This is a genomic window from Herbaspirillum sp. LeCh32-8, assembly GCF_017814915.1.
Classification (GTDB): Bacteria; Pseudomonadota; Gammaproteobacteria; order Burkholderiales; family Burkholderiaceae_D; genus Herbaspirillum.
Genome location: NZ_JAGIPZ010000001.1, coordinates 522,340 through 545,066 on the forward strand (window position 1 = coordinate 522,340; position 22,727 = coordinate 545,066).

Below are 22,727 nucleotides of genomic sequence, written 5' to 3' on the forward strand. Positions count from 1 at the left end.
CTGCGCCGGATGCTGGAGCGTCCGGTGCCGCGCCTGTTCACCTTCTTCTCCGTGCTCGGGGAAGAAGACAAGAGCGCCATGCTGATCAACCTTGCGGCCTCGCTGTCCCAGGGGGGGCATAACGTGCTGGTGGTGGACGGCGGTGTGGCCTCTTCGGGCTTGCTGACCCGCATCGGTCTGCGCCACGACGTGGCGACGCTGCAGGAAGTTGCGCGCAAGGAACGTCCCATGCATGAGGCGATGCGCCTGTTGCCGGAGGGCTTTTCGATGGCGCGCGTCGCGCGCCGTACGGTGCCGGCCTCGTCCAATCCGCAGGCCGGGCGCCTGACGGAGATCTTTGACAGCCTGATTGAACAAGCCGAAATTACACTGGTCAACGGTGTATTGGCGGACGACCAGTCACTGCCGGTGTCGACCATGGAAATGGGTGAGATCGTCATCCAGGTGTCCACCACGGCATCCTCGATCAAGGCGGCCTATGTGCTGTTGAAGAGCTTGAGTGACCGCCTGGGTCGCCGTCCTTTCAGCCTCATCGTCAATGACGCCAGCGAGGCCGAGGCGCAAACCGTTTATGCCAACATGGCGCAGGCGGCGAGTCGCTATCTGGCGGCGCAGTTGAACTTCCTCGGATCCATCCCCGCCGATGAGCATATCCGGCGGGCTTGCGGTCAAGGCAGGGCGGTGATGGACGTGTTCCCGTTCGCGGGAGCGACCATCGCTTTCCATCGCCTGGCCAAGCGTTTCATCGCGCCCGAAACGGCGCGCAGCACTTACGGAATGGCAACCGACGGTGCAAGTCTCGGAGTGTGACGTGCATGTATAACGTCAAGGGAAAAACAGGCAAGAACGACATGCTGGAGCTGCATGCGCCGCTGGTCAAAAAGCTGGCGCATCAGATGAAGGCTAAATTGCCCCCTAGCGTCGAGGTGGACGACTTGATTCAGGCCGGCATGATGGGCCTGCTGGACGCGGTCAACCGTTACGAAGAAACCCACGGCGCGCAGTTCGAGACCTATGCCGTGCAGCGTATCCGCGGCGCCATGCTCGATGAGCTGCGCAGCAGCGACTGGCTGCCGCGCAGCATTCGCCAGAACGCCCGCAAGGTGGAAGATGCGCTGCAGTCTCTGCTGCAGCAGCTCGGCCGCCAGCCGCAGGAAAATGAAGTGGCGCAGCACATGAAGCTGAGCCTGGCGGAGTACCAAGCCATGCTGACCGAGTGCGGCGGCCATCAGTTGATCTACTACGAAGACTTCCACGACGACGAGGGTGGGCATGAGCACTTCCTCGACCGTTACCAGACCTCCGGTTCCGACGATCCGCTGCAGAACCTGATCAACGGCGGCTTCCGCGAGGCAGTGGTAGATTCGATCCGCGCCTTGCCGGAGCGCGAGCAGATCCTGATGGGCTTGTATTATGAGCAAGAGATGAACTTGAAGGAAATCGGCGCCGTGATGGGTGTCTCCGAATCGCGCGTCTGCCAGCTGCACAGCCAGGCGATCTCGCGCATGCGCTCCTACTTGCGCGAACATTCCTGGACCGGCGTGGCCTGAGTTGCTTGTTGCTCTGCCAGAAGATTGGACAGGAATGAAAAAGCCCGGCATGCCGGGCTTTTTCGTTGATGCGGTATCGGTCTCGGGTCAGACCACGCCGAGGCGGCGGCCGCTGGACTTGATGCTGTTCTGGCCATCCGGGCCGTAGAAGCTGCCGGTGCCGGTCTTGCCTTGCAGTACGGTCAGGGCGCTCTGGTTGATCGACAGTTTCTTGCCGATGAGGATGCCGTTGATGCGGTTGAGTTCGCGGGCGTCTTGCGCCAGTTCGAACAGGGCGGCCCAGACATCCTTGTCGGCATCGGTTCCGCGTTCATTCATCCATTGCTGCATGCCGGATTCATCGTCGGCGTAGCCCAGCTCGGCCAATACGCGATGGCGGTTACCGGCCAGCGTGGTCATTTCGGCAACAATGGTGGCCTTCTCGCTGATCATGTCGGTCATGCCTTCGGCCGTGGTCTCCGACAGCAGGGACTGCTCCTGGCGGAGCTTGTCGACCAGGCGTGCCAGGGATGCTTGTTCCTGGGGCAGGCTGCTTGCGGGATTGCTCATGCCGAAATTCCGTGTCAAACGATTAACGTTGCGATCAGGTATTGCTGCGGGTGTTGCTGGATCAGGCCTTGCGCGCGCTGATCAGGGTCTTGACGGTGTCCAGCAGGCCGGTGGCGACTTTCTCGGGATCAACCTGGAAGGTGCCGTTGGCGATGGCGGCTTTGATTTCGGCAACTTTCTTCGCGTCGAAGCTGCCGCCGTTGCTGCTCACCTTGGTTTCCAGAGTTTGGTAGGTTGCCGACAGACGCACGCTATCCGAAGCGGCGGCCGTGGCGGCAGCGCTATTGCCGGTCGCAGCGCCAGACTGGGCGCCGCTGCGCGGTTGGGCCTGGGTCTGCTCGGTGGTGCGGCCGGCAGCGGATTTGAGGGCGTCATTAACGTTCACGGCAGTATTCCTTGTAGGGTGGGGGCGCAATGCACCCGCCTGTCGCTAAGATTATCGGCGATTTCTCCGCAAACTTTAACATCCGAGGCCGTTAATTTAGGCCTCCGGCACAATTTTCTTTACAAGCGCAGAGCTGAATAATTCCACCGGGAACTATTGCCCTCTATTAATAGTTGATTTCCAGAATCCCGCCGGCCTTGGCGATCCCGCTGACCACCTGTCCGGCCGGCGTGCGCGCCTGCGCCATCTGGCCTTCGTTGGCATTGGTCAGGGCGCGCGCTTCGGTCGAAATCTGGAAGCCCGGTCCGTTGGACACCACCCGCACCGGCTGGCCTTGCTGCACCACGCGCTGGTTGCGCACCGAGTCCACGCGCAGCGGCGTGCCGGCGCGCACCGACATGGCGGCAACCCGGCCCACGGCCTGCGCTTCCTCGGTGATGACGCCGTTGGGCAGGCTGGACATGTCGCCGCGCACCCGGGTCACGTCGGTAATGCTGATGGTCTGGCCCTGCACCAGCGGCACGGCGGCGACCAGGTAATCCGAGATGACCTGCACGCTGGCGCGCAGATAAATGGTCCAAGGGGAGGGCGCCACGCATTTCACGCCGATGGTGGTCTTGCCCCACAGACGGGCGCCGTTGGGCATGAAGGCTTGCGGCTCAACGCAGGCGGCCAGGTTCAGGCGCTGGTCGACCGGGTCGACCTCGATATTTACGCTGCCGGGCAGGCCCGAAGTCTGACTCTTGAGGAATTGCTCGGCAGTCTGTTGCAAGGCAGCCAAGTTCTGACGCTGCGGCACATTGGGATCGTTCTGGGCAAACGATGTGCTGCAGATCGTCGCGCCGACCGCCAGGGCGGCAAGGGCGATGAAGGCGCGGCGCAGGGCGCGGAAGGGGTGTTTCATTTTATGCAACTCGCCCCAAGCGGGGCATTGGCGAATCTTGGCAGCAATGTTACTTCGCGCGCGTGAGGTCAAAAGCAGAAACAGGGGACGCTTTTCTCTGCTTATCGCCCATTAAAGATCCGGGGTGGAACGTATGATCAAGCCTACGTAATTCCATCATCGGCGCAGTCCGCTAGAAACTTGAGCGGGGCCGGTATTCCTGGAGGACCTGATGGTCTCTAAGCTCGACGACTACTTTCGTTTCAACGAACTGGCGCTGAACCTGCGTGCCCAGCGGCAACAGTTGATCGCGTCCAATATCGCCAACGCCGATACGCCCAACTACAAGGCGCGCGACATCAACTTCGCCGATACGCTGAAAAACGCGATGGACAACAAGACCACCGCGATGCCCCCCGTGACGATGGCGCGCACTTCCGCCGCCCACGTGGCCGGCGCGGCAGCCGCCACCGGCGAGGGCAGTATCGGCGGTTCGCCGCTGCTGTATCGCAACCCGGCCCAGGGCAGCGTGGACGGCAACACCGTCGACCTGGACGTGGAACGCAATGAATTCGTCGACAACGGCATTCGCTACGAAGCCGGCGTCACCTCTGTGAACGGCCAGATCAAGGCCATGATCAACGCCATCCAACCGGGTTAATAAGCCATGTCCCTTTCCAACATCTTCAACGTTGCCGGTTCGGCCATGAGCGCGCAGTCGCAGCGCATGAACGCCACCGCCAGCAACATCGCCAACGCCGACAGCGCCACCAGCCCGGACGGCACGCCTTACAAGTCCAAGCAGGTGGTGTTCCAGGCGATCCCGGTGGGCGGCGTCAAGGACAGCGGCGTCAAGGTTGCCGCCGTGGTCGAGGATCAGGCACCGCCCAAGCTGGTGTACGACCCCAAGCATCCGATGGCCGATGCCAACGGCTATGTGGCCATGCCCAACGTCAATCCGGTCGAGGAAATGGTCAACATGATCTCGGCCTCCCGCTCTTACCAGACCAACGTGGAAACCATGAACACCGCGAAGGCCATGCTGGTTAAAACCTTGACCATCGGTCAATAACAGGAATTCACGCCATGACTACCGTATCCAGCGACCTGCTCACCGCGATGAATGGCACGAGCACCACCAGCTCGGCCAGCAGCAGCTCCAGCCTGAACGACAACAGCCCGGACGCGATCCAGAACCGCTTCCTGACGCTGTTGATCGCGCAGATGAAGAACCAGGATCCCAGCAACCCGATGGACAACTCGCAGATGACTACCCAGATGGCGCAGCTGTCGACGGTCTCGGGCATCAGCCAGCTCAACGCCACGCTGTCGACCCTGATGGGCAACCTGAGCTCCTCGCAGGCGCTGCAGTCGGCCAACATGATCGGCCACAGCGTGTTCGCGCCGGGCAACAACATCCAGCTGACCTCGGATACCACGAAGGCAGAAGACGGCACCGAAACCACCACGCAAAAGGCGGTGTTCGGCGTCCAGCTCGATACCGCGGCCTCCAACGTCACCGTCACCGTCAAGGACTCCACCGGCGCCGTGGTGCGCACGATGGACCTGGGTTCGCAGGCCTCCGGCACGGCGCCGGTGATCTGGGACGGCACCAACGACGCCGGCGGCAAGGCTGCCGACGGCAAGTACACCTTCACCGTCACCGCGTCCAATAACGGCACTGCCGTGAACGCTACCGCGCTGGCATTCGGCACCGTCGCCAGCGTCACCACCGCGTCCGACGGCGTCAAGCTGAACGTCACCAACATCGGCACCATCAAGCCGACCGATGTTGTGCAAATTCTTTAATCGTCATACCGACAACTTTCGGGGCAAAGGGGTATCACATGAGTTTTCAACAAGGTCTGAGCGGACTGAACGGCGCAGCTAAGAGCCTGGATGTCATCGGTAATAACGTGGCCAACGCCAGCACGGTCGGCTTCAAGCAGTCGCAGGCGCAGTTTGCGGACATGTACGCAAACTCGATGAATCGTTCCGGCAACTCGCCGGTCGGCATCGGCGTCACCGTGGCCAACGTCGCCCAATCGTTTACCCAGGGCAACGTGACGTCGACCAACAACCCGCTGGACATCGCCATCAACGGCGACGGCTTCTTCCAGCTGTCGTCCAGCCTGGACAACAGCTCGCCGATGTACGGCCGCAACGGCCAGTTCCAGCTGGACAAGAACGGCTACATCGTCAACCCCAGCATGAACGGCGCCTACCTGATGGGTTGGGCTGCCGGCTCCTCGGGCGGTGACCCGGTTGCACTGCAGATCAATACCTCGTCGATCCCGGCCACCACCACCACCACGATCAGCACCAAGGTGAACCTGGACTCGCGCCTGAGCGTGCCGACCACCACGCCGTTCAATGCCGCCGACCCGACCACCTACAACAACTCGACCGGCGTCACGATCTATGACAGCCTGGGTAACCCGTACAGCGTGCAGACTTACTACGTCAAGAATGCCGCCACCGGTACTCCGCCGACGACCACCTGGGACGTCTACGCGACCGTCGACGGCAAGACCCTGACCACCACCACCGGCGGCACCACCCCGCTGAAGCTGGGTTCCATGGTGTTCAACTCCACCGGCACGCTGACCAGCACCCTGGACAGCACCGGCACTGCAATTGCGAGCGGCAACATCCCCATCGACTTGACCACCGCCGGCACCAACGCCGGTGTCGTCAAGGCCGGCGGTGTCTTCGCCAGCACCATTGCGCTGAACTACGCCGGCTCGACCCAGACCGGTTCGGCCTTCGTCAACCTGGCGCAGTCGCAGAACGGCATGGCGCCGGGCACGCTGTCGAGCTTCTCGATCGACAAGGACGGCACCATCGTCGGCTCCTACAGCAACCAGCAGACCAAGAACCTGGGTACCGTGGTGCTGGTGAACTTCGCCAACCCGAACGGCCTGCAGCCGCTGGGCAACAACCTGTACCAAGCGACCGCCGCCGCCGGCAGCCCGCTGGTGGGCCAGCCGACCACCGGCACCTTCGGTACGCTGCAGGCGCGCGCGGTGGAAGACTCCAACGTCGACCTGACCGCCGAGCTGGTCAACATGATCGTGGCCCAGCGCGTCTACCAGGCCAACTCGCAAACCATCAAGGTTCAGGATACCGTCCTGCAGACCCTGGTCAGCCTGCGCTGATCGCTTGATGGGCGCGCGCCTTCGGGCGTGCGGGTTTCAAGGTCGCCGGCGTTGCCGGCGACCAGTTTCAATCAGCGGCGCCGCAGGCCGGTGTCGCGCAGAGGGGTTTTATGGATCGTCTGGTCTATACCGCGATGTCCGGCGCCAAGCACACGCTGGAGCAGCAGGCTACCGCCAGCAACAACCTGGCCAATGCCACGACGACGGGCTTTCGCGCCCAGCTCAATACTTTCCGTTCGGCGCCGGTCAAAGGCGAAGGCCTGGCCACCCGCGCCTTCGTGGTGGACTCCACCGCCGGCAATGACTTCTCGCAAGGGCCGATCCAGGACACCGGTCGCGCGCTCGACGTGGCGGTGCAGGGACGCGGCTGGATCGCCGTGCAGACACCTGACGGCGCCGAAGCCTACACCCGCAACGGCAGCTTCAAGACCAACGAGAACGGCATCCTGCAGACCCAGTCCGGCCAGCCCGTGCTGGGCGACGGCGGCCCGATCACCATTCCGCCCGACGTCACCGTGGCCATTGCCGCCGACGGCACCGTCTCGGCGATCCCGACCAACGGCATTCCCAACGCGGTCAACGTGCTGGGTCGCATCAAGCTGGTCAACCCCGACGACAAGAACATGAAGCGCGGCGACGACGGCATGTTCCGCACCATCACCGGTGCGGCCCAGCCCGACGCCAACGTGCGCCTGGCGAGCGGAGCGCTGGAGGGCAGCAACGTGAACGTAGTGGAGGCGATGGTCAACATGATCAACCTCTCGCGCCAGTTTGAAATGAACATGAAGATGATCCAGACCGCCGAAAGCGATGCGACCAAGGCGACCCAGATCCTCTCGCTGTCCTGATTGTAGTAACCGCCGATTACCGGAGAAATAGATGATTCGTTCCCTTTGGATTTCCAAGACCGGCCTGGATGCGCAGCAGACGCAGCTGGACGTGATCTCGAACAACCTGGCCAACGTCAGCACCAACGGCTTCAAGCGCTCGCGCGCGGTGTTCGAAGACCTGCTGTACCAGACCGTGCGTCAACCCGGCGCGCAGTCCTCGCAGCAGACCCAGCTGCCTTCCGGCCTGCAGATCGGTACCGGCGTGCGTCCGGTGGCGACCGAGCGCATCTTCACCCAGGGCGCGGTGAACCAGACCAACAATGACAAGGACCTGGCGATCCAGGGCGCGGGCTTCTTCCAGATCCTGCTGCCGGACGGCACCACCGCGTACACCCGCGACGGCGCGTTCCAGACCGACAGCCAGGGCCAGTTGGTGACCTCCAGCGGCTATACCGTGACGCCGCCGATCACCATCCCCAACAACACCACCAAGCTGACGGTGGCGCGCGACGGCACCGTGTCGATCATGACCGCCGGTTCGACCGCGACGACGCAGATCGGCCAGATCCAGGTCGCCACCTTCATCAACCCGGCCGGCCTGGAAAGCCGCGGCGAAAACCTGTACATGGAAACCGCCGCCTCCGGCACGCCCAACGCCAACACCCCGGGCACCAACGGCGCCGGCGCCCTGTGGCAGGGTTACGTGGAAACCTCCAACGTCAACGTGGTGGAAGAGCTGGTCAACATGATCCAGACCCAGCGCGCTTACGAAATCAACAGCAAGGCCATCACCACGTCCGACCAGATGCTGGCCAAGATTTCGCAGCTGTAAGGCGGTTGAGCAGTTTTGCATTGGCAGTTTGAAGTTTGAGTATGAAGAAGGAAGAGGCAGATATGAAACGCTTGCTGAAATTGGCCGCAATCGCGGGCGCATTCGGCGTCGCCGGCTGCACCACCGTGCCCGACACCATCGTGACCGGACCGACCACCGCGCGCCCGCAACCGGCTTCGTATGCGCCTCCGACTTCCGGCGCCATCTTCCAGTCGGCGGCGTATCGCCCGCTGCTGGAAGACCGCCGCGCGCGCCTGGTGGGCGACACTATTACCATCGTGATCAACGAGAAGACCAGCGCCGCCAAGTCGGCCGGCAGCTCGGCCAGCAAGACCGGCACTGTAGCCTCGCCGGCGCCGACCATCTTCGGCACCAGCATCAAGGAGCTCTCGGCCAGCGGCACCTCGTCCAACAAGTTTGAAGACAAGGGCGCCACCACCTCCAGCAACACCTTCACCGGCACTATCGGCGTGACCGTGGTCGAGGTGCTGCCCAACGGTAACCTGGTGGTCAGCGGCGAGAAGCAGGTCGCGCTGGACAAGGGCGTGGAATACGTGCGCTTCTCGGGCACCGTGAGCCCGGACAACATCCAGACCGGCAATACGGTGTCGTCGACCCTGGTGGCCGACGCCAAGGTCGAATACCGTACCAATACCCGCGTCGACATGGCTGACTTCATGTCCTCGCTGGGACGATTCTTCTTCAGCGTTTCTCCTTTCTGATTGGGGCGAAGCAGGGCAATGGTTAGCAAAGGAATTACCGCGATGAACATGATGCAGATGACGCGCAAGGCGCTGGCGGCTGTAGTGACGGCCGGCCTGTGCCTGGTTGCCGCGGCGCCGGCTCACGCGGAGCGTTTGAAGGACCTGGCCAGCATCCAGGGCGTGCGGCAAAACCAGTTGGTCGGCTACGGTCTCGTGGTCGGCCTCGACGGCAGTGGTGACCAGACCACACAGACCCCGTTTACCGTGCAAAGCGTGATCAGCATGCTGCAGCAGCTGGGCGTGAACGTGCCCACCGGCACCAGCAGCAACATGCAGCTGAAGAACGTGGCGGCGGCGATGGTGACGGCAACCTTGCCGGCCTTCGCCCAGCCGGGCCAGATGATCGACGTGACCGTGTCCTCCATCGGTAACGCCAAGAGCATTCGCGGCGGCACGCTGCTGATGGCGCCGCTGAAAGGCGCCGACGGCCAGATCTACGCGATCGCCCAAGGCAACATCGTGGTCGGCGGCGCAGGCGCGTCGGCGGCCGGCAGCAGCACCACCATCAACCAATTGTCGGCCGGTCGTATCTCCGGCGGCGCCACGGTGGAGCGCGCCGTGCCCAGCGCGCTGGGCGGCGGCGACATGGTGATGCTGGAACTGAACGACAACGATTTCTCGACTGCTTCGCGTGTGGTCGACGCCGTCAACAAGCGCTTCGGCATGGATACCGCGGTGGCGCAGGACGGCCGCGTGATCCGTATTCGCGCGCCGATCTCCAGCGGCGACCGCGTGGCCTTCCTCGGCGCGCTGGAAAACGTCGACGTGACGCCGGGCAAGCTGGCGGCCAAGGTGATCCTGAACGCGCGTACCGGCTCGGTGGTGATGAACCAGAGCGTGATGCTGGACACCTGCGCGGTGTCGCACGGCAACCTGTCGGTGGTGATCCAGGCCGACAATGCGGTGTCGCAGCCCAATGCGCTGGCCGGCGGCAACACCGCGGCGGTGCAGAACGCCCAGATCTCGATCAACAAGGAGCCGGGCAAGGTCATGCTGCTCAAGGGCGGCGCCTCGCTGGCCGATGTGGTCAAGGCGCTCAACGCCATCGGCGCCACCCCGCAGGATTTGCTGGCCATCCTGCAGGCGATGAAGGCGGCGGGTTCGCTGCGCGCAGAACTTGAAGTAATTTAAGACGAATTAAAGCAATTCAATACGAGGCGATTTTGCTGACCGGGCTGCCGAAGACGGCCCGGCCCAAGAACAACCGATCTCTCATCCAAGGTATTCCATGCTCAACAAGATCAACCCATCCAATCCGACCGAAGGCCTGGCCGTCGATGCGAATGGGCTGAACAGCCTGCGCGAAGCCGCACGTCAGAACGGCAACTCGCCGGAAGCGGTGAAGGGCGCGGCCAAGCAGTTCGAGGCGCTGTTCCTGAACATGATGATGAAGAGCATGCGCGACGCGACGCCGCAAAACGGCCCGTTCGACAACGAGCAGACCAAGATGTTTACGTCCATGCTGGACCAGCAGATGAGCCAGAACCTGGCCCAGAAGGGCATCGGCCTGGCCGACGTGCTCACGCGCCAGCTGTCGGCCTCGCTGCCCAAGAAGCTGCCGGACGCGCAGGACGTGGATTCCCAGCAGCAGGACGACGGCTTGCCGATGGGCATTCCGCTGGTCAAGGACATGAGCGAAGCCGACCGCGCCAAGTTCATCCAGAGCTTCGTGGCGCAGCAGCAGGGTGCCGACAGTACCGACCAGGATGGCCGCAACAAGCAGCGCCGCAATTCCAACAAGCCGGCCCACGTGGAGGCGTTCCAGAACCGCCTGCAGGCCGACGCCGAGGTCGCCAGCAAGATGACCGGCATCCCGGCCAAATTCATGCTGGCGCAGGCTGCGCTGGAAACCGGCTGGGGCAAGAAGGAAATCGTCACCCGCGACGGCCGCTCGGCGCACAACCTGTTCGGTATTAAGGCGACCGGCAACTGGACCGGCAAGGTTGTCGAAGCGACCACCATCGAATACATCAACGGCAAACCGCAAAAGCGCGTGGAGAAATTCCGCGCCTATGATTCTTACGCCGACGCCTTCAAGGACTACGCCAATTTGCTCAAGAGCAACCCGCGTTACGAGAAGGTGCTGGCCAGCGCACAGGACGCGCACGGTTTCGCCTATGGCCTGCAGCGCGCGGGCTATGCAACCGATCCGCACTACGCCGAGAAGCTCTCGCGCATCATTCGCCAGTCCCTGTCGGCATAAAGCGCGGCAAAGCTCGACTGTTCCGGGCCGGAAACAAATCCGGCCCGTATCGTCTAAAGTTTTTGTAAAGCGTGCCGTTGACTTGGGTATTCCGCTAAAAGCTTTCAGGACGACGACCTAGCATGGCAACTAACATCTTCAGCATCGGACAGAGCGCGTTGCAGGCGGCCATGGCGGCGCAAGCCACCACCAGCCACAACATCTCCAACGCCACTACGCCAGGCTATAACCGCCAGGTCGTCGTGCAAAGCACCGCCGGCGGCATCAACTACGGTTATGGTTTCGTCGGCCAGGGCACCCAAGTGGCCGAGATCAAGCGCGTCTACAACGATTTCCTGGTCAAGCAGCAACTGGCCTCGCAGACCACCGCCAGCTCGCTGGACTCCTACTATTCGCAGATCTCGCAGATCAACAATCTGCTGGCTGACAGCGACGCCGGCCTGTCGCCTGCGCTGCAGGACTTCTTCAAGTCGGTACAGAACTTCGCCTCCAACCCCAACACCGACGCCTCGCGCCAATCGGTGCTGTCGATGGCGTCCACCCTGGTGGCGCGCTTCCAGAGCCTGAACGACCAGCTGGCGCAAAGCCGCACCAGCGTCAACAACCAGATCACCTCGACCGTCGATACGCTGAACTCTTACGCGAGCCAGCTGGCGGAGCTCAACAAGGCCATCGTCAAGGCGCAGGGCGCCGGCGGCGGCCAAGCGCCGAACGACCTGCTGGACCAGCGCGACCAGGTGATCGCCAACATCAACAAGTACGCCAAGGTCAGCACCGTGCCGCAGGACAACGGTGCAGTCAGTGTGTTCATCGGCTCCGGCCAGCCGCTGGTGATCGGCGACGTGCCGTCCACGCTGGTGGCGACGCCTTCCAAGGATGACCTGACTCGCCTGCAGATCGGCTACACGCTGAGCGGCGGCGGCACCGCCACCATCCCCGACAGCTTCTTCTATGACGGCGGCAGCCTGGGCGGCTTGCTGAAGTACCGCACCGAAACCCTGGATCCGGCGCAGAACTCGCTGGGCCGCGTGGCTACGGCGCTGGGCAACGCCATCAACGACCAGCAAAAGCTGGGCCTGGACCAGAACGGCGTGCAGGGCACCAATATGTTCAACGTCGCGCCTCCGCGCGTGACCGGCGCTACCGCCAACAGCGCGACGGCGGCCGTGACGGCCACCATCACCAACGCCTCGGCGCTGACCACCAGCGACTACACGCTGGCCTACGACGGCACCAAGTACACCATCACGCGCCTGTCGGACAACAACAAGACCGTGGTCGACCCGACCGCTACGCCGGCCGGCACCTTCCCGGTGACGGTGGACGGCGTGACCTATTCGGCGCCGACCATGGCCGCCGGCGACAGCTTCAAGATCCAGCCGACCGTCGACGGCGCAGCGCAGCTGACCATGGCCATGAGCAATACCCAGCTCATCGCCGGCGCCGCGCCCATCGTCACCGGCGGCAATGCCGCCAGCACCGTGGGCCTGACCACCACCGGCAACACCGGCAGCGGCGTCGTCTCCAATTCCTCGCTGGACACCTCCACCTTTGTTCAGGGTTCCAAGCTGAGCTTCGCCACCTCGGCCGGCCCCAACTTGACCGCGACCTGGACCGGCGTGACGCCGGCGCCGTCCATCGTGGTCACCAACAGCGCGGGCACCTCGACCACCTATGCGGCCGGCGCGCCGATTCCTTACGTTGCCGGCTCGACCTACAGCAGCGGCGGCGTGAGCTTCACGCTCTCGGGTACCCCGGCGACCGGCGACAACTTCAACTTCGCGCCGGTGGCGGGCAACAAGGGCACGGCATCGATCAGCGCCGGTTCGGTGGATTCGAGCTACTTCGCTACGCCGCTGACCACGCCGTTGAAGATGACCTATTCGACCACCGCTCCGGTCGGCTTCAATCTGTCGTCGGCAGTGCCGGCAGGCGGCGCGGTGATCACCCACAAGGACGGCACCACCACCAACGTGGCCGCAGGCGCGACCAGCCTGACGTACGTGCCGGGCGACTCCTACACCATGGGCGGCATGACGTTTGCCGTGACCGGCCAGCCGTCCAACGGCGACCAGTTCACCGTGTCGGCCAACACCAACGCCACCTCCGACAACCGCAATGCGCTGTTGCTGGCAGGCGTGCAGACCAAGAACACGATCGGCAACACCACGCTGCAGGGTTCGTATTCGCAGCTGGTGGCCACCATCGGCAACAAGACCAACGAGATCAACGTCACCAACACGGCCGAGAAGGCGCGTCTGGAGGCGATCACCGGCGAGCTTTCGTCCGAGTCCGGCGTCAACCAGGATGAAGAGCTGGCCAACATGATCAAGAACCAGCAGCAATACCAGGCTGCGGCCAAGATCATCCAGGCGGCCAGCGACATGCTCAACGTGCTGTTCCAGGTGATCAACTAAGTATCTAGAGGAAGACCGTCATGCGTATTAGCACCCAGATGCTCTATCAGATCAGCAACAACGATCTGACCAACATGCAAAGCCAGATCCTGAAGCTGAACCAGCAGGTGACTGCCGGCCAGAAGGTTCTGCTGCCCTCGGATGATCCGGTGAACGCCGCCCGCGCGCTGGACATGACCCAGACCCAGGCGCTCAACACCCAGTACGAGACCAACCGCAAGAACGCCAACAGCTCGCTGGCGCAGGTCTCCAGCACGCTGGACAGTTTCACCGATATGCTGACCAAGCTGAAGTCGGACGTCATCAAGGCCGGCAACCAGTCCTTCAGCAACTCCGAGCGCGCCAACCTGGCCTCGGAACTGAAGAGCAACTTCCAGGAAGTGCTGGGCTACGCCAACGCCACCGACGGCCAGGGCAATTACCTGTTCGCCGGCTTCAAGAGCACCACCCAGCCGTTCACGCTGGACGGCAACGGCAACGCGGTCTACAACGGCGACCAGGGCACCATGTCCCTGCAAGTGGACTCCACCCGCCAGATGGAGATCAGCGCCTCCGGCCAGGCCATCTTCCAGGGCAATGGCCAGGACATCTTCCAGAGCATGAGCAACCTGATCAGCGTGTTGTCGGTGCCGGTCACGGAAGCCGCCAACAACGCCGACGAGCAGGCCGCCAACACCTTCGAATATCCGGCCGGCTCGGGCCTGTTCCCGATCCAGGCCTACAAGACCGCGCAGGCCACGCTGGACGCGACCGACGCGTCGGATCCGACCTATGCCGCCAAGTTCTCGGCCGCCGCTGCCGCCAAGCTGAAGTCGGACACCGCCGATGCCGCCCGTACCCCGGTGCCGGGCAGCCAGGCCAGCCTGACCCGTCAGCTGGCCACCTTCAACGGCCAGTTCAGCGCCATGATCGACAACGTCGGCACCGTCAGCGCCTCGGTCGGTTCGCGCCAGAACGAGCTGGACAGCCTGGACGCCGCCGGCAAGGTCAAGGACCAGAACTACACCTCGGCCGTGAACGACATGCTGGGCCGCAATACCGCCGACGTCAGCGAACTGATCAGCGACCTGACGCTGAAGCAGACCTACCTGTCGGCCGCGCAAAAAGTGTTCGTGTCCACCAGCGGCCTGACGCTGCTGAACTACCTGAAGTAATCATCCGATCCCGTCGCAGCGCCGGTGTGCTGCGTGCGGGTCAAAACAAAAAAGGCGAACCTCGGTTCGCCTTTTTGCTTTTCATTCCCGGAAAAATCAACTTCCCGATTTGCTCGATTCGCCCGACTGCGCCAGCTCAGCCGAAGGCACGCGCGCATCGCCGCCGATGGCCTGGTACAGGGTCATCTGGTTCTTCAGGCGATTCAGGCGCGCCTCGGCCAGCGAGGTCTCGGCGGTGCGGCGTTTTTCCTGCTGGTCCAGCCAGGATTGCAGCGTGACCGAGCCGGCGCGGTAGCGCAGCTCATAGAGTTTCTCGGCATCCTGCGCGGCCTTCAGGTTGCGTTGCAGGAGCACCTCCTGCTGCGCGTATTGACGGCGCGCCGAGAGCGCGTTCTCGACGTCGCTGAAGGCCGAGTAGAGGGTCTGGCGGAACGAGGTCACCGCGCTGTCGTAGTCGGCTTGCGAGACCTTCACGTTGAGCTTCATCTCATTCCATTGCAGGAAGGGCAGCGTCAGCTGCGCGCCCAGTGAGGCCAGCGGATTTTGCACCAGGCGCATCAGCGCGTCGCTGCTGGTGCCCAGCGAACCGGTCAGCGTCAGCTTGGGATAGTAGTTGGCGCGCGTGGCGTCGACGCTGGCCAGCGATTCACGCAGGCGCAGCTCGGCCGCACGCAGGTCGGGGCGGCGCGACAGCAGCTCCGCCGGCAGGCCGGCTGCCAGGTCGGGCAAGGCCTGTTGGGGCAACTGCGCGGGCAGGGCGACGAGCTTGCCCGGCGGGCTGTCGAACAGGATGGAGAGCGCGTTGTCGTTCTCCACCCGCTGCTGGATCAGCTCGGTGTGGGTCGACTGCTGGGTGATCAGGTTCTGCTCCGCCTCCAGCATCTCCAGCGAGGACACCGAGCCGGCGCGATATTGGGTGCGCACCAGGTCGAGCGTCTTTTGGGCATAGGTGATGCTCTCCTGGCTGACCGCGATGCGCTGGTTCAGGTAGGCGCCTTGCCAGTACAGGTTGGCGGTGGTGCCGATCAGCGTCAGCGCGGTGCTCTCGCGGTCCTGTTCGGTGGCCAGCGCTTCCCAGCGCTTGACGTCGTAGTTGGCGCCCAGCCGGCCCCACAGGTCGGCTTCATACGACAGGCTGACCGCATTGCTGCTGGAGCGCACGGTACTGCGGCTACCGCTCAGGTATTTGCTGCCGGTGCTGGAGGCCGAGGCGCTCAGGGCCGGTACGCGGGCGTCTGCCGCCAGGCCGGCTTCCAGCTGCGCGCGGCGCACCTTGATGCCGGCCACGGCCAGGTCATTGTTCTTGCGCAGCGCCTCGTCGATCAGGCGGTCGAGTTCGGCGTCGCCGAACTGTCGCCACCATTGGTCGGCCAGCACTTCGTCGACCGCGCCGCGCTGTTGCCAGGCGCTTGCCGCCTGCGTTTGCGGCGCCTGGTAGGGCGTGCGCACGGCCGAGGCGCAGCCGCCCAGCATGGTCAGCGCAAGCGCGATGGAGACGGCGGCCGTCAGGCGTTTGACGCTGGTCAGGCGTTTGACGGTGAATTCAACAGACGAAGCGGGGGCGTGGGTGTGAAGTGTGTTCATTCGCGTGCAAGTGCATCGACAGGGTTCAGGCGGGCCGCATTGCGCGCTGGCAGGAAGCCGAAGATTACACCGATCAGGGTGGAACAGGCAAAGGCGCTGATGATGGAAGCGGCGGAATAGATCATGTGGAAGCCGGAGACAAAGTGCGAGAACAGTACGCCGAAAGACAGCGCCAGCAGCACGCCCAAGAGGCCGCCGGCCAGGCAGACCAGCACGGCCTCGATCAGGAACTGCTGCATGATGTCGCCCTGGAGCGCGCCCACCGCCATGCGCACGCCGATCTCGCGGGTGCGCTCGGTGACCGAGACCAGCATGATGTTCATCACCCCGATGCCGCCTACGACCAGCGAGATCAGCGCGATCATCGACACCAGCAGCGTCATGGTGGCGGTGGCTTTCTCGATGGTCTGGCGGATGCTGTCGGTGTTGAAGATGTAGAAGTCCTTGGTGCGATGGCGCAGCGTCATCAGCTTGACGATGCCTTCCTCGGCGGCGGCGCTGGGCACCTGGTCGCTGATGCGCACCGTGATGCCGGACAGATAGCGTTGGCCGATCACCCGGCTCATGGCCGTGGTGTAGGGCACCCAGACGTTGAGGGCGCTGTTGTTGCCGAAGCCGTTCTCGCGCTTTTGCGTCACGCCGATCACGCGGCACGGCACCGAGCCCAGGAAGACCACCTCGCCCAGCGCATTGGCGTTGCCGGGGAAGAGTTTCTCGTAGGTGTTGGTGTCGATCACCACCTCCTGCGCGTAGCGCCGGATCCCGTCGCCGTCGAAGGCCTTGCCCTGCGCCATCTGCAGGCCGCGCACGCGGAAGTATTGTTCGCCCACGCCGTTGATGGTGGCCGACACCGAGATGTTGCCGTAGCGCGCCGACGAGGAGGTGGACACGCTGGGCGTGACGCTGTCCACGAAGTTCTGCCCGGCCAGCGCATCGGCGTCAGCCGGCGTGAGCGTGCGCACCGCGGCCGACTTCATGTCGCCGAAGCCGGAGCCGGGGAAAACGTCGATGGTGTTGGTGCCCATGGAGCTGATGTCGGACAGGATCTTCTCGCGCGAGCCGGTGCCCAGCGCCACCACCGACACCACCGAGGCGATGCCGATGATGATGCCCAGCATGGTCAAAAAGCTGCGCAGGCGGTGTGCGTTCATCGCCAGTAGCGACATGCGCAAGGCTTCCTTCATCCGATCCAGCCAGGCGCGCCAGGGCGAGGATTGCGCGTGCGCGGCATCGCGTTGCACGCCGCCCGCGCGCGCGGCGGCGTCTGCGTTGCTGTCGCCGTTGGGGCGGTCGGCGATAATCACGCCGTCGCTGATCTCGATGATGCGCTGCGCGTTGCCCGCCACCTGCATGTCGTGGGTGACGATGATGATGGTGTGGCCCTCGGCGTGCAGCTCCTTGAGGATGTTCATCACTTCATGGCCGCTGTGGCTGTCGAGCGCGCCGGTGGGCTCGTCGGCGAGGATCACGTCGCCGCCGTTCATCAGCGCGCGCGCGATCGACACGCGCTGCTGCTGGCCGCCGGAGAGCTGGCCGGGCTTGTGGTGGGTGCGTTCGGACAGGCCCAGGCGCGCCAGCAATTGCAGGGCGCGGGCGCGGCGCTGTTGCGTGTCCTGGCCGGCGTAGACCGCCGGCACTTCGACGTTGGCGGTGGCGTCCAGGTCCGACAGCAGGTGGTAACGCTGGAAGATGAAACCGAAGTGTTCGCGTCGCAGCTGCGCCAGTTCGTCGGCTTGCAGTTCGCCGGTTTCGCGGCCGGCCACGCGGTAGCTGCCGGCGCTGGGCTTGTCCAGGCAGCCGAGGATGTTCATCAGGGTCGACTTGCCGGAGCCTGAGGCGCCGACGATGGCCACCATCTCGCCGGCATGAATGTCGAGGTTGACGTCGTTCAAGACCGTCACGACGTCTTCGCCGGCCGGGAAATCACGCCGCAGGCCGCGCAGCTGGAGCAGGGGAGTCGTCATGGCGCGCTCACATCATCGGCGGCGGGCCGTGATGCTCCGAAGACGAGGCCGTGGTCGTGCCCGGCGTGGCCATGCCGGTGACCACCCGTTCGCCGGCCTTGAGGCCTTCGGTGATCTGCACCTGGGCATTGGTGTTGATGCCGATCCTGACCTTGCGCGCATGCGCGCGGCCTTGCTCGTCCAGCACGCGCACGGTGTAGGAGCCGTCGGCCGCCTTGTCGCCCAGCGCGGTGGACGGCACCACCAGCGCGCCTTTGGCGCTGGAGAGCACGATGTTGACCTGGGTCGTCATGGAGATGCGCAGCTTGCCGTCGGCGTTGGGCACATCCAGCAGGCCGTTGTAATAGATCGCGGTCGAGCTCGAGCTGCTGCTGGTGGAGGAGGAGCTGGTCGAGGTGGTGGAGGTGTCGTCCTGCAGGATGGAGTCCGGCGCCGGCTCGATGGCGCGCAGCGTGGTGCTGTAGCGCTGGTCGGGCGCGCCCAGGATGGTGAAGTAGACCTGCTGGCCCGGCTTGACGCGCACTACGTCGGCTTCCGAGATCTGCGCCTTGACGGTCACGGTGTCCATGCGCGCCACCTTGATGATGGTGGGCGTGCTTTGGTTGGCGTTCACGGTCTGGCCTTCCTGCGCCACGATGGCGACCACCTGGCCGTCGATCGGCGAGCTGATGCGGGTGTAGCCCAGGTTCACGCGCGCGGTGTCGACCGAGATGCGGCCTTCGTTGATCTGTGCCTGCAGCGCGAGGATATCGGCCTTGGTGGTGTTCAGGGTGGCTTCTGCGCTCTCGAAGCTCTCGCGCGAGCTGGCGTCGCCGGCCAGCATGGTCTTCTGGCGCTCGTAGGCCAGCTGCGCCTGCTTGAGCGTGGCTTCCTTGGAGCGCAGCTGCGCCTGCAGGTTTTGCAGCGAGTATTCGGCGGTGCGCAGCGAGTTGGCTTGCGTCAGCGAATCGATCTCGGCCACCAGCTGGCCCTTCTTGACCTGCTCGCCCAGCGCCACCTTGAGCGACTTGATCTGGCCGGAGGCCTGGGCGCCGACGCTGACCTGCTTGTAGGCCTTGACGGTGCCGCTGGCCAGCACCGTATCTTCGATATCGGCGACGCCGGCGATGGCGCTGAGATAGGACGGCGCCGGCGGCGGCGTCAGGAATTTATAGGCGAGAGACCCGGCAATGGCGACTGTGAGGATGGCTGAGACGAGGTACTTCGGCTTGCGGAGCAGGCTGATATTCATGCGGAGTTCGTGCGAAGCGGAAAAGCGCGCAGGGCGCGTGGTGAATCAGGCCCCAAAGTGTGCCCGTGGCCGGCCTGAACAGGTGTCAATTTGTGTAAATTATTCGTTTCTGCGCTGTAAAAGGAGGTTGCAAGCAGCTTGCCCACTGTTTGCGCGAAGTTACGACATCACGGTTTGCGTGAAGTTCTGTAGGCAGGGCTCAGGGCAGCTTGGGCAGGGCCTTGATCGGCGGCACGCTGCCCAGGAGACGCACCATCTCCACGCCGTCCGAGAGAAAGCGCTGCAGGGGCGTAAGCATGTAGGGCAGGCCGAAGCCGATCAGGATGAAGCCCGCCAGCATGGTGATGGAAAAGCCGATGCCGAACAGGTTCAGCTGCGGCGCCGAGCGGGTCAGGATGCCCAGCGCGAAGTTGGTGATCAGCAGTGCGATCAGGAACGGCAGCGACAGCTGCAGCCCCATGCTGAAGACCTTGGCGCCCCACAGGCCGAGTTGGTGAAAACCTTCGGTGGTGATCGGCTGGGCGCTGATGGGCAGGGAGTGGAAGCTTTCGGCCATCACCTGCAACAGGATCAGGTGACCGTTCAGGCTCAGGAACACCATGGTGGCCAGGAGCGAGAAGACCTGGCTGACCACCGAGGTGCGGCCCTGGGTCTGGGGATCGAAGAAGGCGGCGAAGGACAGGCCCATGGTGGAGCTGGTCAGTTCGCCGGCGGCTTCCACCGCGGCGAACACGATGCGCATGGCCAGGCCCATCGACAGGCCGACCAGCAGCTGCTGCAGCAGGATCAGGATGCCGGTCATCGACATCGGATCGAGCGCGGCGGGAATCGGCACGTCGGGTGCGATCACCGCGCCGATGGCAACGCCCAGCAAGACCTTGACCAGCATGGGCACGCTGGCGCTGCCGAAGGGCGGGGCGATCGCCAGCAAGCCGAGGATGCGCGTGGTCGGCCAGATGAACATGGCGATCCAGGCGTAGAGCTGCTGGCTGGTGAAGGTGAGCATGGGGGAACGGCGCGGCCGGAAAAGACGGGAAAAGACGGGAAAAGACGAGAGAAGATCGCCCGTGGGGCGGCCTCCTCAGGTGTCCTCTTTACTGGACCATGGCCGGAATGCTGGTGAACATGGTGCGCATGTAGTCCAGTATCAGCGTCAGCATCCACGGGCCGGCAATGATCATGGCCAGGAACACGCCGACCAGCTTGGGAATGAACGACAGGGTCTGTTCGTTGATCTGCGTGGCCGCCTGGAAGATGCTGACCAAGAGGCCGATGGCCAGGGCCGTGGCCAGCATGGGCAAGGCCAGCAGCAGGGTGACTTGCATGGCATCGCGGCCAAGGGTCATGACGCTTTCAGGAGTCATGGTTCTCTCCTAGTAAAAACTTTGAGCAAGGGAGCCGATCAGCAGCTGCCAGCCGTCCACCAGCACGAACAGCATCAGCTTGAAGGGCAGGGACACGATCGCCGGCGACATCATCATCATCCCCATCGACATGAGGATACTGGCCACCACCATGTCGATGATGAGGAAGGGGATGAAGATGGCGAAGCCGATCTGGAACGCGGTCTTGAGTTCGCTGGTGACGAAGGCCGGCACCAGCAGGCGCAGCGGCACGTCTTCCGGCCCCTGCAGTTCAGGGCCGCGCGAGAGCTTCACGTACAGCGCCAGGTCGGACTGGCGGGTCTGCTTGAGCATGAATTCCTTCAACGGAGCGGCGCCCTTGTCGAGCGCTTCCATCATCTGGATCTTGTTTTCCGAGAACGGCTGGTAGGCCTCGGTGTAGATGCGGTCGAACACCGGGCCCATCACGAAGAAGGTCAGGAACAGCGACAGGCCGACCAGCACCTGCGTGGGCGGTGTGGACTGCGTGCCCAGCGCCTGGCGCAACAGCGAAAGCACGATCACGATGCGGGTGAAGCAGGTCATCATCAGCATCGCCGCCGGAATGAACGACAGCGATGTGAGCAGCAGCATCGTCTGGATCGGCAGCGAATAATTCGTGCCGCCGCCGGGCGCGGGCGTGCTGTTCAGTGCGGGGATGCCTTGCTGGGCCGAGGCCGCCAGCGGCAGGCACAGCAGGAGGAGGGTCCAGAAGCGGCCGGAGCGCAGCAGCGATGCCGCTTGCGCCAGCCCATGCCGGGCGATCTTGCGTGCCGGTGTCGAAATCAGCCGTTGCGGCTCAGGTTGTGCTGCCATCATTGCCTGTGCGGCCCTCGGTTGCGGGGCTGCCGTTACGTTTGTCCATGGTGTGCTTGAGCCAGGAGGCGAAAGCCGGCGTGCCGGGTTTGGCCTGCTGGTGCGAAGGGAGTTCCTGGCGCGGCATGGTGGCGAGGGCGTTCACGCGGCCGGGCGCTACGCCCACCACGATCCATTGCTCGCCTACTTCGATCACCATCACGCGCTCGCGGGTGCCGACGCTGACGCCGCCGATCACCTTGGCCGCGGCATTGCCGCTGAAGTTCTGCGTCAGGCCGAAGCGCTTGAACAGCCAGGCCACGCCGGCCATCAGCGCCAGCACCGCGATCAGTCCGAACAGCATGGTAAACACGCTGCCCGACGACGAAGGCAGCGCGGCGCCCGCCTGCGCGGCGGCGCCGCCGGCGGCCGTCGCGCCGCTGCCGTTGTCGGCCCAGGCCTGGCTCAGGAACAGGAAATTACCGCCCAAAAACAGCAGGGCGGACGGCAGGCATGCCTGCGTCCGCCGTGGGCTGTTATTGGTGCGCAATACTGCGGAGATATGCTTCATCAGCGGGCAGCTGAACCGCTTAGCGGTTCAGTTTGCGGATACGTTCGGCCGGCGTGATGATGTCAGTCAGGCGAATACCGAACTTGTCGTTCACCACCACCACTTCGCCCTGGGCGATCAGGCAGCCGTTGACCAGCACGTCCATCGGTTCGCCGGCCATGCCGTCGAGCTCCACCACCGAGCCCTGCGCCAGTTGCAGCAGGTTCTTGATGGCGATCTTGGTGCGACCCAGTTCCACGGTCAGCTGGACCGGGATGTCGAGGATGAAGTCGATGTCGTTGGGCGTATTGGTCTGGATGTCGGCCGCGCTCAGATCCTTGAACACGGTGGCCTGGACGGACTGGCCGGTCACGCCGACTTCATCTGCCATCTGGCCTTTTTTCTGTACCTCTTCGGCTTGCGACTGTTCGGCCATCGCCGCACCCCACGGATCGTCTTCCGCTGCGGTTTGACCTTCTACGTTCTCATCAGCCAT

The 22,727-nt window shown here is 63.9% G+C and carries 24 protein-coding genes; 13 read left to right on the forward strand and 11 right to left on the reverse strand.

Features of this window, described 5'->3' with window-relative positions; genetic code table 11:
- The first annotated feature begins 9 nt into the window (after nt 1-9).
- Together J8I26_RS02470 and J8I26_RS02475 are read left to right on the forward strand one after the other, a co-directional pair.
- Entirely contained in the window at nt 10-810 is an 801-nt protein-coding gene (locus J8I26_RS02470; RefSeq protein ID WP_209603711.1) for an antiactivator of flagellar biosynthesis FleN protein, read from the forward strand.
- A gap of 5 nt (nt 811-815) precedes the next feature.
- On the forward strand, nt 816-1,550 hold the full coding sequence (locus J8I26_RS02475; protein WP_209603714.1) for an RNA polymerase sigma factor FliA: 735 nt from the start codon (nt 816-818) through the stop codon (nt 1,548-1,550).
- Between the two features lie 87 nt (nt 1,551-1,637).
- Here J8I26_RS02475 and J8I26_RS02480 read toward each other — a convergent pair whose 3' ends face one another.
- From J8I26_RS02480 to flgA, 3 genes are all read right to left on the reverse strand, one after another.
- The gene (locus tag J8I26_RS02480) at nt 1,638-2,099 is read right to left on the reverse strand and encodes a flagellar protein FlgN (RefSeq protein WP_209603715.1); all 462 of its coding nucleotides are present in this window, start codon (nt 2,097-2,099) and stop codon (nt 1,638-1,640) included.
- A 61-nt stretch (nt 2,100-2,160) separates the two neighbouring features.
- Complete coding sequence (gene flgM / locus J8I26_RS02485; RefSeq protein WP_209603717.1) at nt 2,161-2,484, reverse strand: flagellar biosynthesis anti-sigma factor FlgM; 324 nt, start codon at nt 2,482-2,484, stop codon at nt 2,161-2,163.
- A gap of 166 nt (nt 2,485-2,650) precedes the next feature.
- A complete protein-coding gene (flgA, locus tag J8I26_RS02490; protein WP_209603719.1) occupies nt 2,651-3,388 on the reverse strand; it encodes a flagellar basal body P-ring formation chaperone FlgA in 738 nt (245 codons plus the stop codon).
- 211 nt (nt 3,389-3,599) lie between these two features.
- On the opposite strand from flgA, the gene flgB reads away from it, so the two are divergent.
- From flgB to flgL, 11 genes are all read left to right on the forward strand, one after another.
- The gene (gene flgB, locus J8I26_RS02495) at nt 3,600-4,028 is read left to right on the forward strand and encodes a flagellar basal body rod protein FlgB (RefSeq protein ID WP_209603721.1); all 429 of its coding nucleotides are present in this window, start codon (nt 3,600-3,602) and stop codon (nt 4,026-4,028) included.
- 6 nt (nt 4,029-4,034) lie between these two features.
- Complete coding sequence (flgC, locus tag J8I26_RS02500) at nt 4,035-4,439, forward strand: flagellar basal body rod protein FlgC (protein WP_209603723.1); 405 nt, start codon at nt 4,035-4,037, stop codon at nt 4,437-4,439.
- Nucleotides 4,440-4,453: 14 nt separating this feature from the next.
- Complete coding sequence (locus J8I26_RS02505) at nt 4,454-5,176, forward strand: flagellar hook assembly protein FlgD (RefSeq protein WP_209603725.1); 723 nt, start codon at nt 4,454-4,456, stop codon at nt 5,174-5,176.
- A 38-nt stretch (nt 5,177-5,214) separates the two neighbouring features.
- The gene (gene flgE / locus J8I26_RS02510) at nt 5,215-6,525 is read left to right on the forward strand and encodes a flagellar hook protein FlgE (RefSeq protein WP_209603727.1); all 1,311 of its coding nucleotides are present in this window, start codon (nt 5,215-5,217) and stop codon (nt 6,523-6,525) included.
- A gap of 110 nt (nt 6,526-6,635) precedes the next feature.
- Nucleotides 6,636-7,373 carry a flagellar basal-body rod protein FlgF gene (gene flgF, locus J8I26_RS02515; protein WP_209603729.1) on the forward strand — a complete coding sequence of 246 codons (738 nt, stop codon included), beginning with the start codon at nt 6,636-6,638 and terminating at the stop codon, nt 7,371-7,373.
- A gap of 31 nt (nt 7,374-7,404) precedes the next feature.
- Complete coding sequence (gene flgG, locus J8I26_RS02520) at nt 7,405-8,187, forward strand: flagellar basal-body rod protein FlgG (RefSeq protein WP_209603731.1); 783 nt, start codon at nt 7,405-7,407, stop codon at nt 8,185-8,187.
- Between the two features lie 62 nt (nt 8,188-8,249).
- A complete protein-coding gene (locus J8I26_RS02525) occupies nt 8,250-8,909 on the forward strand; it encodes a flagellar basal body L-ring protein FlgH (RefSeq protein WP_209603733.1) in 660 nt (219 codons plus the stop codon).
- Nucleotides 8,910-8,951: 42 nt separating this feature from the next.
- Entirely contained in the window at nt 8,952-10,082 is a 1,131-nt protein-coding gene (locus J8I26_RS02530) for a flagellar basal body P-ring protein FlgI (protein ID WP_245200022.1), read from the forward strand.
- Nucleotides 10,083-10,179: 97 nt separating this feature from the next.
- Nucleotides 10,180-11,154 carry a flagellar assembly peptidoglycan hydrolase FlgJ gene (flgJ, locus tag J8I26_RS02535; RefSeq protein ID WP_209603735.1) on the forward strand — a complete coding sequence of 325 codons (975 nt, stop codon included), beginning with the start codon at nt 10,180-10,182 and terminating at the stop codon, nt 11,152-11,154.
- Between the two features lie 122 nt (nt 11,155-11,276).
- Nucleotides 11,277-13,571, forward strand: coding sequence for a flagellar hook-associated protein FlgK (gene flgK / locus J8I26_RS02540; protein ID WP_209603737.1), 2,295 nt, complete (start codon nt 11,277-11,279; stop codon nt 13,569-13,571).
- 20 nt (nt 13,572-13,591) lie between these two features.
- Nucleotides 13,592-14,725, forward strand: a complete 1,134-nt coding sequence (gene flgL / locus J8I26_RS02545; RefSeq protein ID WP_209603739.1) for a flagellar hook-associated protein FlgL — start codon at nt 13,592-13,594, stop codon at nt 14,723-14,725.
- A gap of 96 nt (nt 14,726-14,821) precedes the next feature.
- Here the strand turns inward: flgL and J8I26_RS02550 are convergent, their stop codons facing one another.
- The 8 genes from J8I26_RS02550 to fliN form a co-directional block, all read right to left on the reverse strand.
- Nucleotides 14,822-16,198 (reverse strand): efflux transporter outer membrane subunit, encoded by a 1,377-nt coding sequence (locus J8I26_RS02550; protein WP_245200093.1) that lies wholly within the window; start codon nt 16,196-16,198, stop codon nt 14,822-14,824.
- A 107-nt stretch (nt 16,199-16,305) separates the two neighbouring features.
- Nucleotides 16,306-18,273 (reverse strand): MacB family efflux pump subunit, encoded by a 1,968-nt coding sequence (locus J8I26_RS02555; RefSeq protein ID WP_209603743.1) that lies wholly within the window; start codon nt 18,271-18,273, stop codon nt 16,306-16,308.
- A gap of 7 nt (nt 18,274-18,280) precedes the next feature.
- Nucleotides 18,281-19,504, reverse strand: a complete 1,224-nt coding sequence (locus J8I26_RS02560) for an efflux RND transporter periplasmic adaptor subunit (RefSeq protein ID WP_209603745.1) — start codon at nt 19,502-19,504, stop codon at nt 18,281-18,283.
- Nucleotides 19,505-19,703: 199 nt separating this feature from the next.
- Entirely contained in the window at nt 19,704-20,510 is an 807-nt protein-coding gene (gene fliR / locus J8I26_RS02565; protein ID WP_209603747.1) for a flagellar biosynthetic protein FliR, read from the reverse strand.
- An 88-nt stretch (nt 20,511-20,598) separates the two neighbouring features.
- On the reverse strand, nt 20,599-20,868 hold the full coding sequence (gene fliQ / locus J8I26_RS02570) for a flagellar biosynthesis protein FliQ (protein ID WP_209603749.1): 270 nt from the start codon (nt 20,866-20,868) through the stop codon (nt 20,599-20,601).
- Between the two features lie 9 nt (nt 20,869-20,877).
- On the reverse strand, nt 20,878-21,615 hold the full coding sequence (gene fliP / locus J8I26_RS02575; protein ID WP_209604765.1) for a flagellar type III secretion system pore protein FliP: 738 nt from the start codon (nt 21,613-21,615) through the stop codon (nt 20,878-20,880).
- 70 nt (nt 21,616-21,685) lie between these two features.
- Nucleotides 21,686-22,252 (reverse strand): flagellar biosynthetic protein FliO, encoded by a 567-nt coding sequence (fliO, locus tag J8I26_RS02580; RefSeq protein WP_209603750.1) that lies wholly within the window; start codon nt 22,250-22,252, stop codon nt 21,686-21,688.
- 19 nt (nt 22,253-22,271) lie between these two features.
- On the reverse strand, nt 22,272-22,727 hold the full coding sequence (gene fliN, locus J8I26_RS02585) for a flagellar motor switch protein FliN (protein WP_209603752.1): 456 nt from the start codon (nt 22,725-22,727) through the stop codon (nt 22,272-22,274).

Coding starts and splice junctions, on each gene's coding strand:
- J8I26_RS02550 (WP_245200093.1), bottom strand. CDS start 16,198: ATGCTGGGCGGCTGCGCCTCGGCCGTGCGCACGCCCTACCAGGCGCCG.
- flgC (WP_209603723.1), top strand. CDS start 4,035: ATGTCCCTTTCCAACATCTTCAACGTTGCCGGTTCGGCCATGAGCGCG.
- fliR (WP_209603747.1), bottom strand. CDS start 20,510: ATGCTCACCTTCACCAGCCAGCAGCTCTACGCCTGGATCGCCATGTTC.
- J8I26_RS02555 (WP_209603743.1), bottom strand. CDS start 18,273: ATGACGACTCCCCTGCTCCAGCTGCGCGGCCTGCGGCGTGATTTCCCG.
- J8I26_RS02505 (WP_209603725.1), top strand. CDS start 4,454: ATGACTACCGTATCCAGCGACCTGCTCACCGCGATGAATGGCACGAGC.
- flgK (WP_209603737.1), top strand. CDS start 11,277: ATGGCAACTAACATCTTCAGCATCGGACAGAGCGCGTTGCAGGCGGCC.
- flgF (WP_209603729.1), top strand. CDS start 6,636: ATGGATCGTCTGGTCTATACCGCGATGTCCGGCGCCAAGCACACGCTG.
- flgA (WP_209603719.1), bottom strand. CDS start 3,388: ATGAAACACCCCTTCCGCGCCCTGCGCCGCGCCTTCATCGCCCTTGCC.
- flgL (WP_209603739.1), top strand. CDS start 13,592: ATGCGTATTAGCACCCAGATGCTCTATCAGATCAGCAACAACGATCTG.
- J8I26_RS02470 (WP_209603711.1), top strand. CDS start 10: ATGCTGGAGCGTCCGGTGCCGCGCCTGTTCACCTTCTTCTCCGTGCTC.
- flgG (WP_209603731.1), top strand. CDS start 7,405: ATGATTCGTTCCCTTTGGATTTCCAAGACCGGCCTGGATGCGCAGCAG.
- J8I26_RS02560 (WP_209603745.1), bottom strand. CDS start 19,504: ATGAATATCAGCCTGCTCCGCAAGCCGAAGTACCTCGTCTCAGCCATC.
- J8I26_RS02530 (WP_245200022.1), top strand. CDS start 8,952: ATGAACATGATGCAGATGACGCGCAAGGCGCTGGCGGCTGTAGTGACG.
- J8I26_RS02525 (WP_209603733.1), top strand. CDS start 8,250: ATGAAACGCTTGCTGAAATTGGCCGCAATCGCGGGCGCATTCGGCGTC.
- flgJ (WP_209603735.1), top strand. CDS start 10,180: ATGCTCAACAAGATCAACCCATCCAATCCGACCGAAGGCCTGGCCGTC.
- fliO (WP_209603750.1), bottom strand. CDS start 22,252: ATGAAGCATATCTCCGCAGTATTGCGCACCAATAACAGCCCACGGCGG.
- J8I26_RS02480 (WP_209603715.1), bottom strand. CDS start 2,099: ATGAGCAATCCCGCAAGCAGCCTGCCCCAGGAACAAGCATCCCTGGCA.
- fliN (WP_209603752.1), bottom strand. CDS start 22,727: ATGGCTGATGAGAACGTAGAAGGTCAAACCGCAGCGGAAGACGATCCG.
- J8I26_RS02475 (WP_209603714.1), top strand. CDS start 816: ATGTATAACGTCAAGGGAAAAACAGGCAAGAACGACATGCTGGAGCTG.
- fliQ (WP_209603749.1), bottom strand. CDS start 20,868: ATGACTCCTGAAAGCGTCATGACCCTTGGCCGCGATGCCATGCAAGTC.
- flgB (WP_209603721.1), top strand. CDS start 3,600: ATGGTCTCTAAGCTCGACGACTACTTTCGTTTCAACGAACTGGCGCTG.
- flgE (WP_209603727.1), top strand. CDS start 5,215: ATGAGTTTTCAACAAGGTCTGAGCGGACTGAACGGCGCAGCTAAGAGC.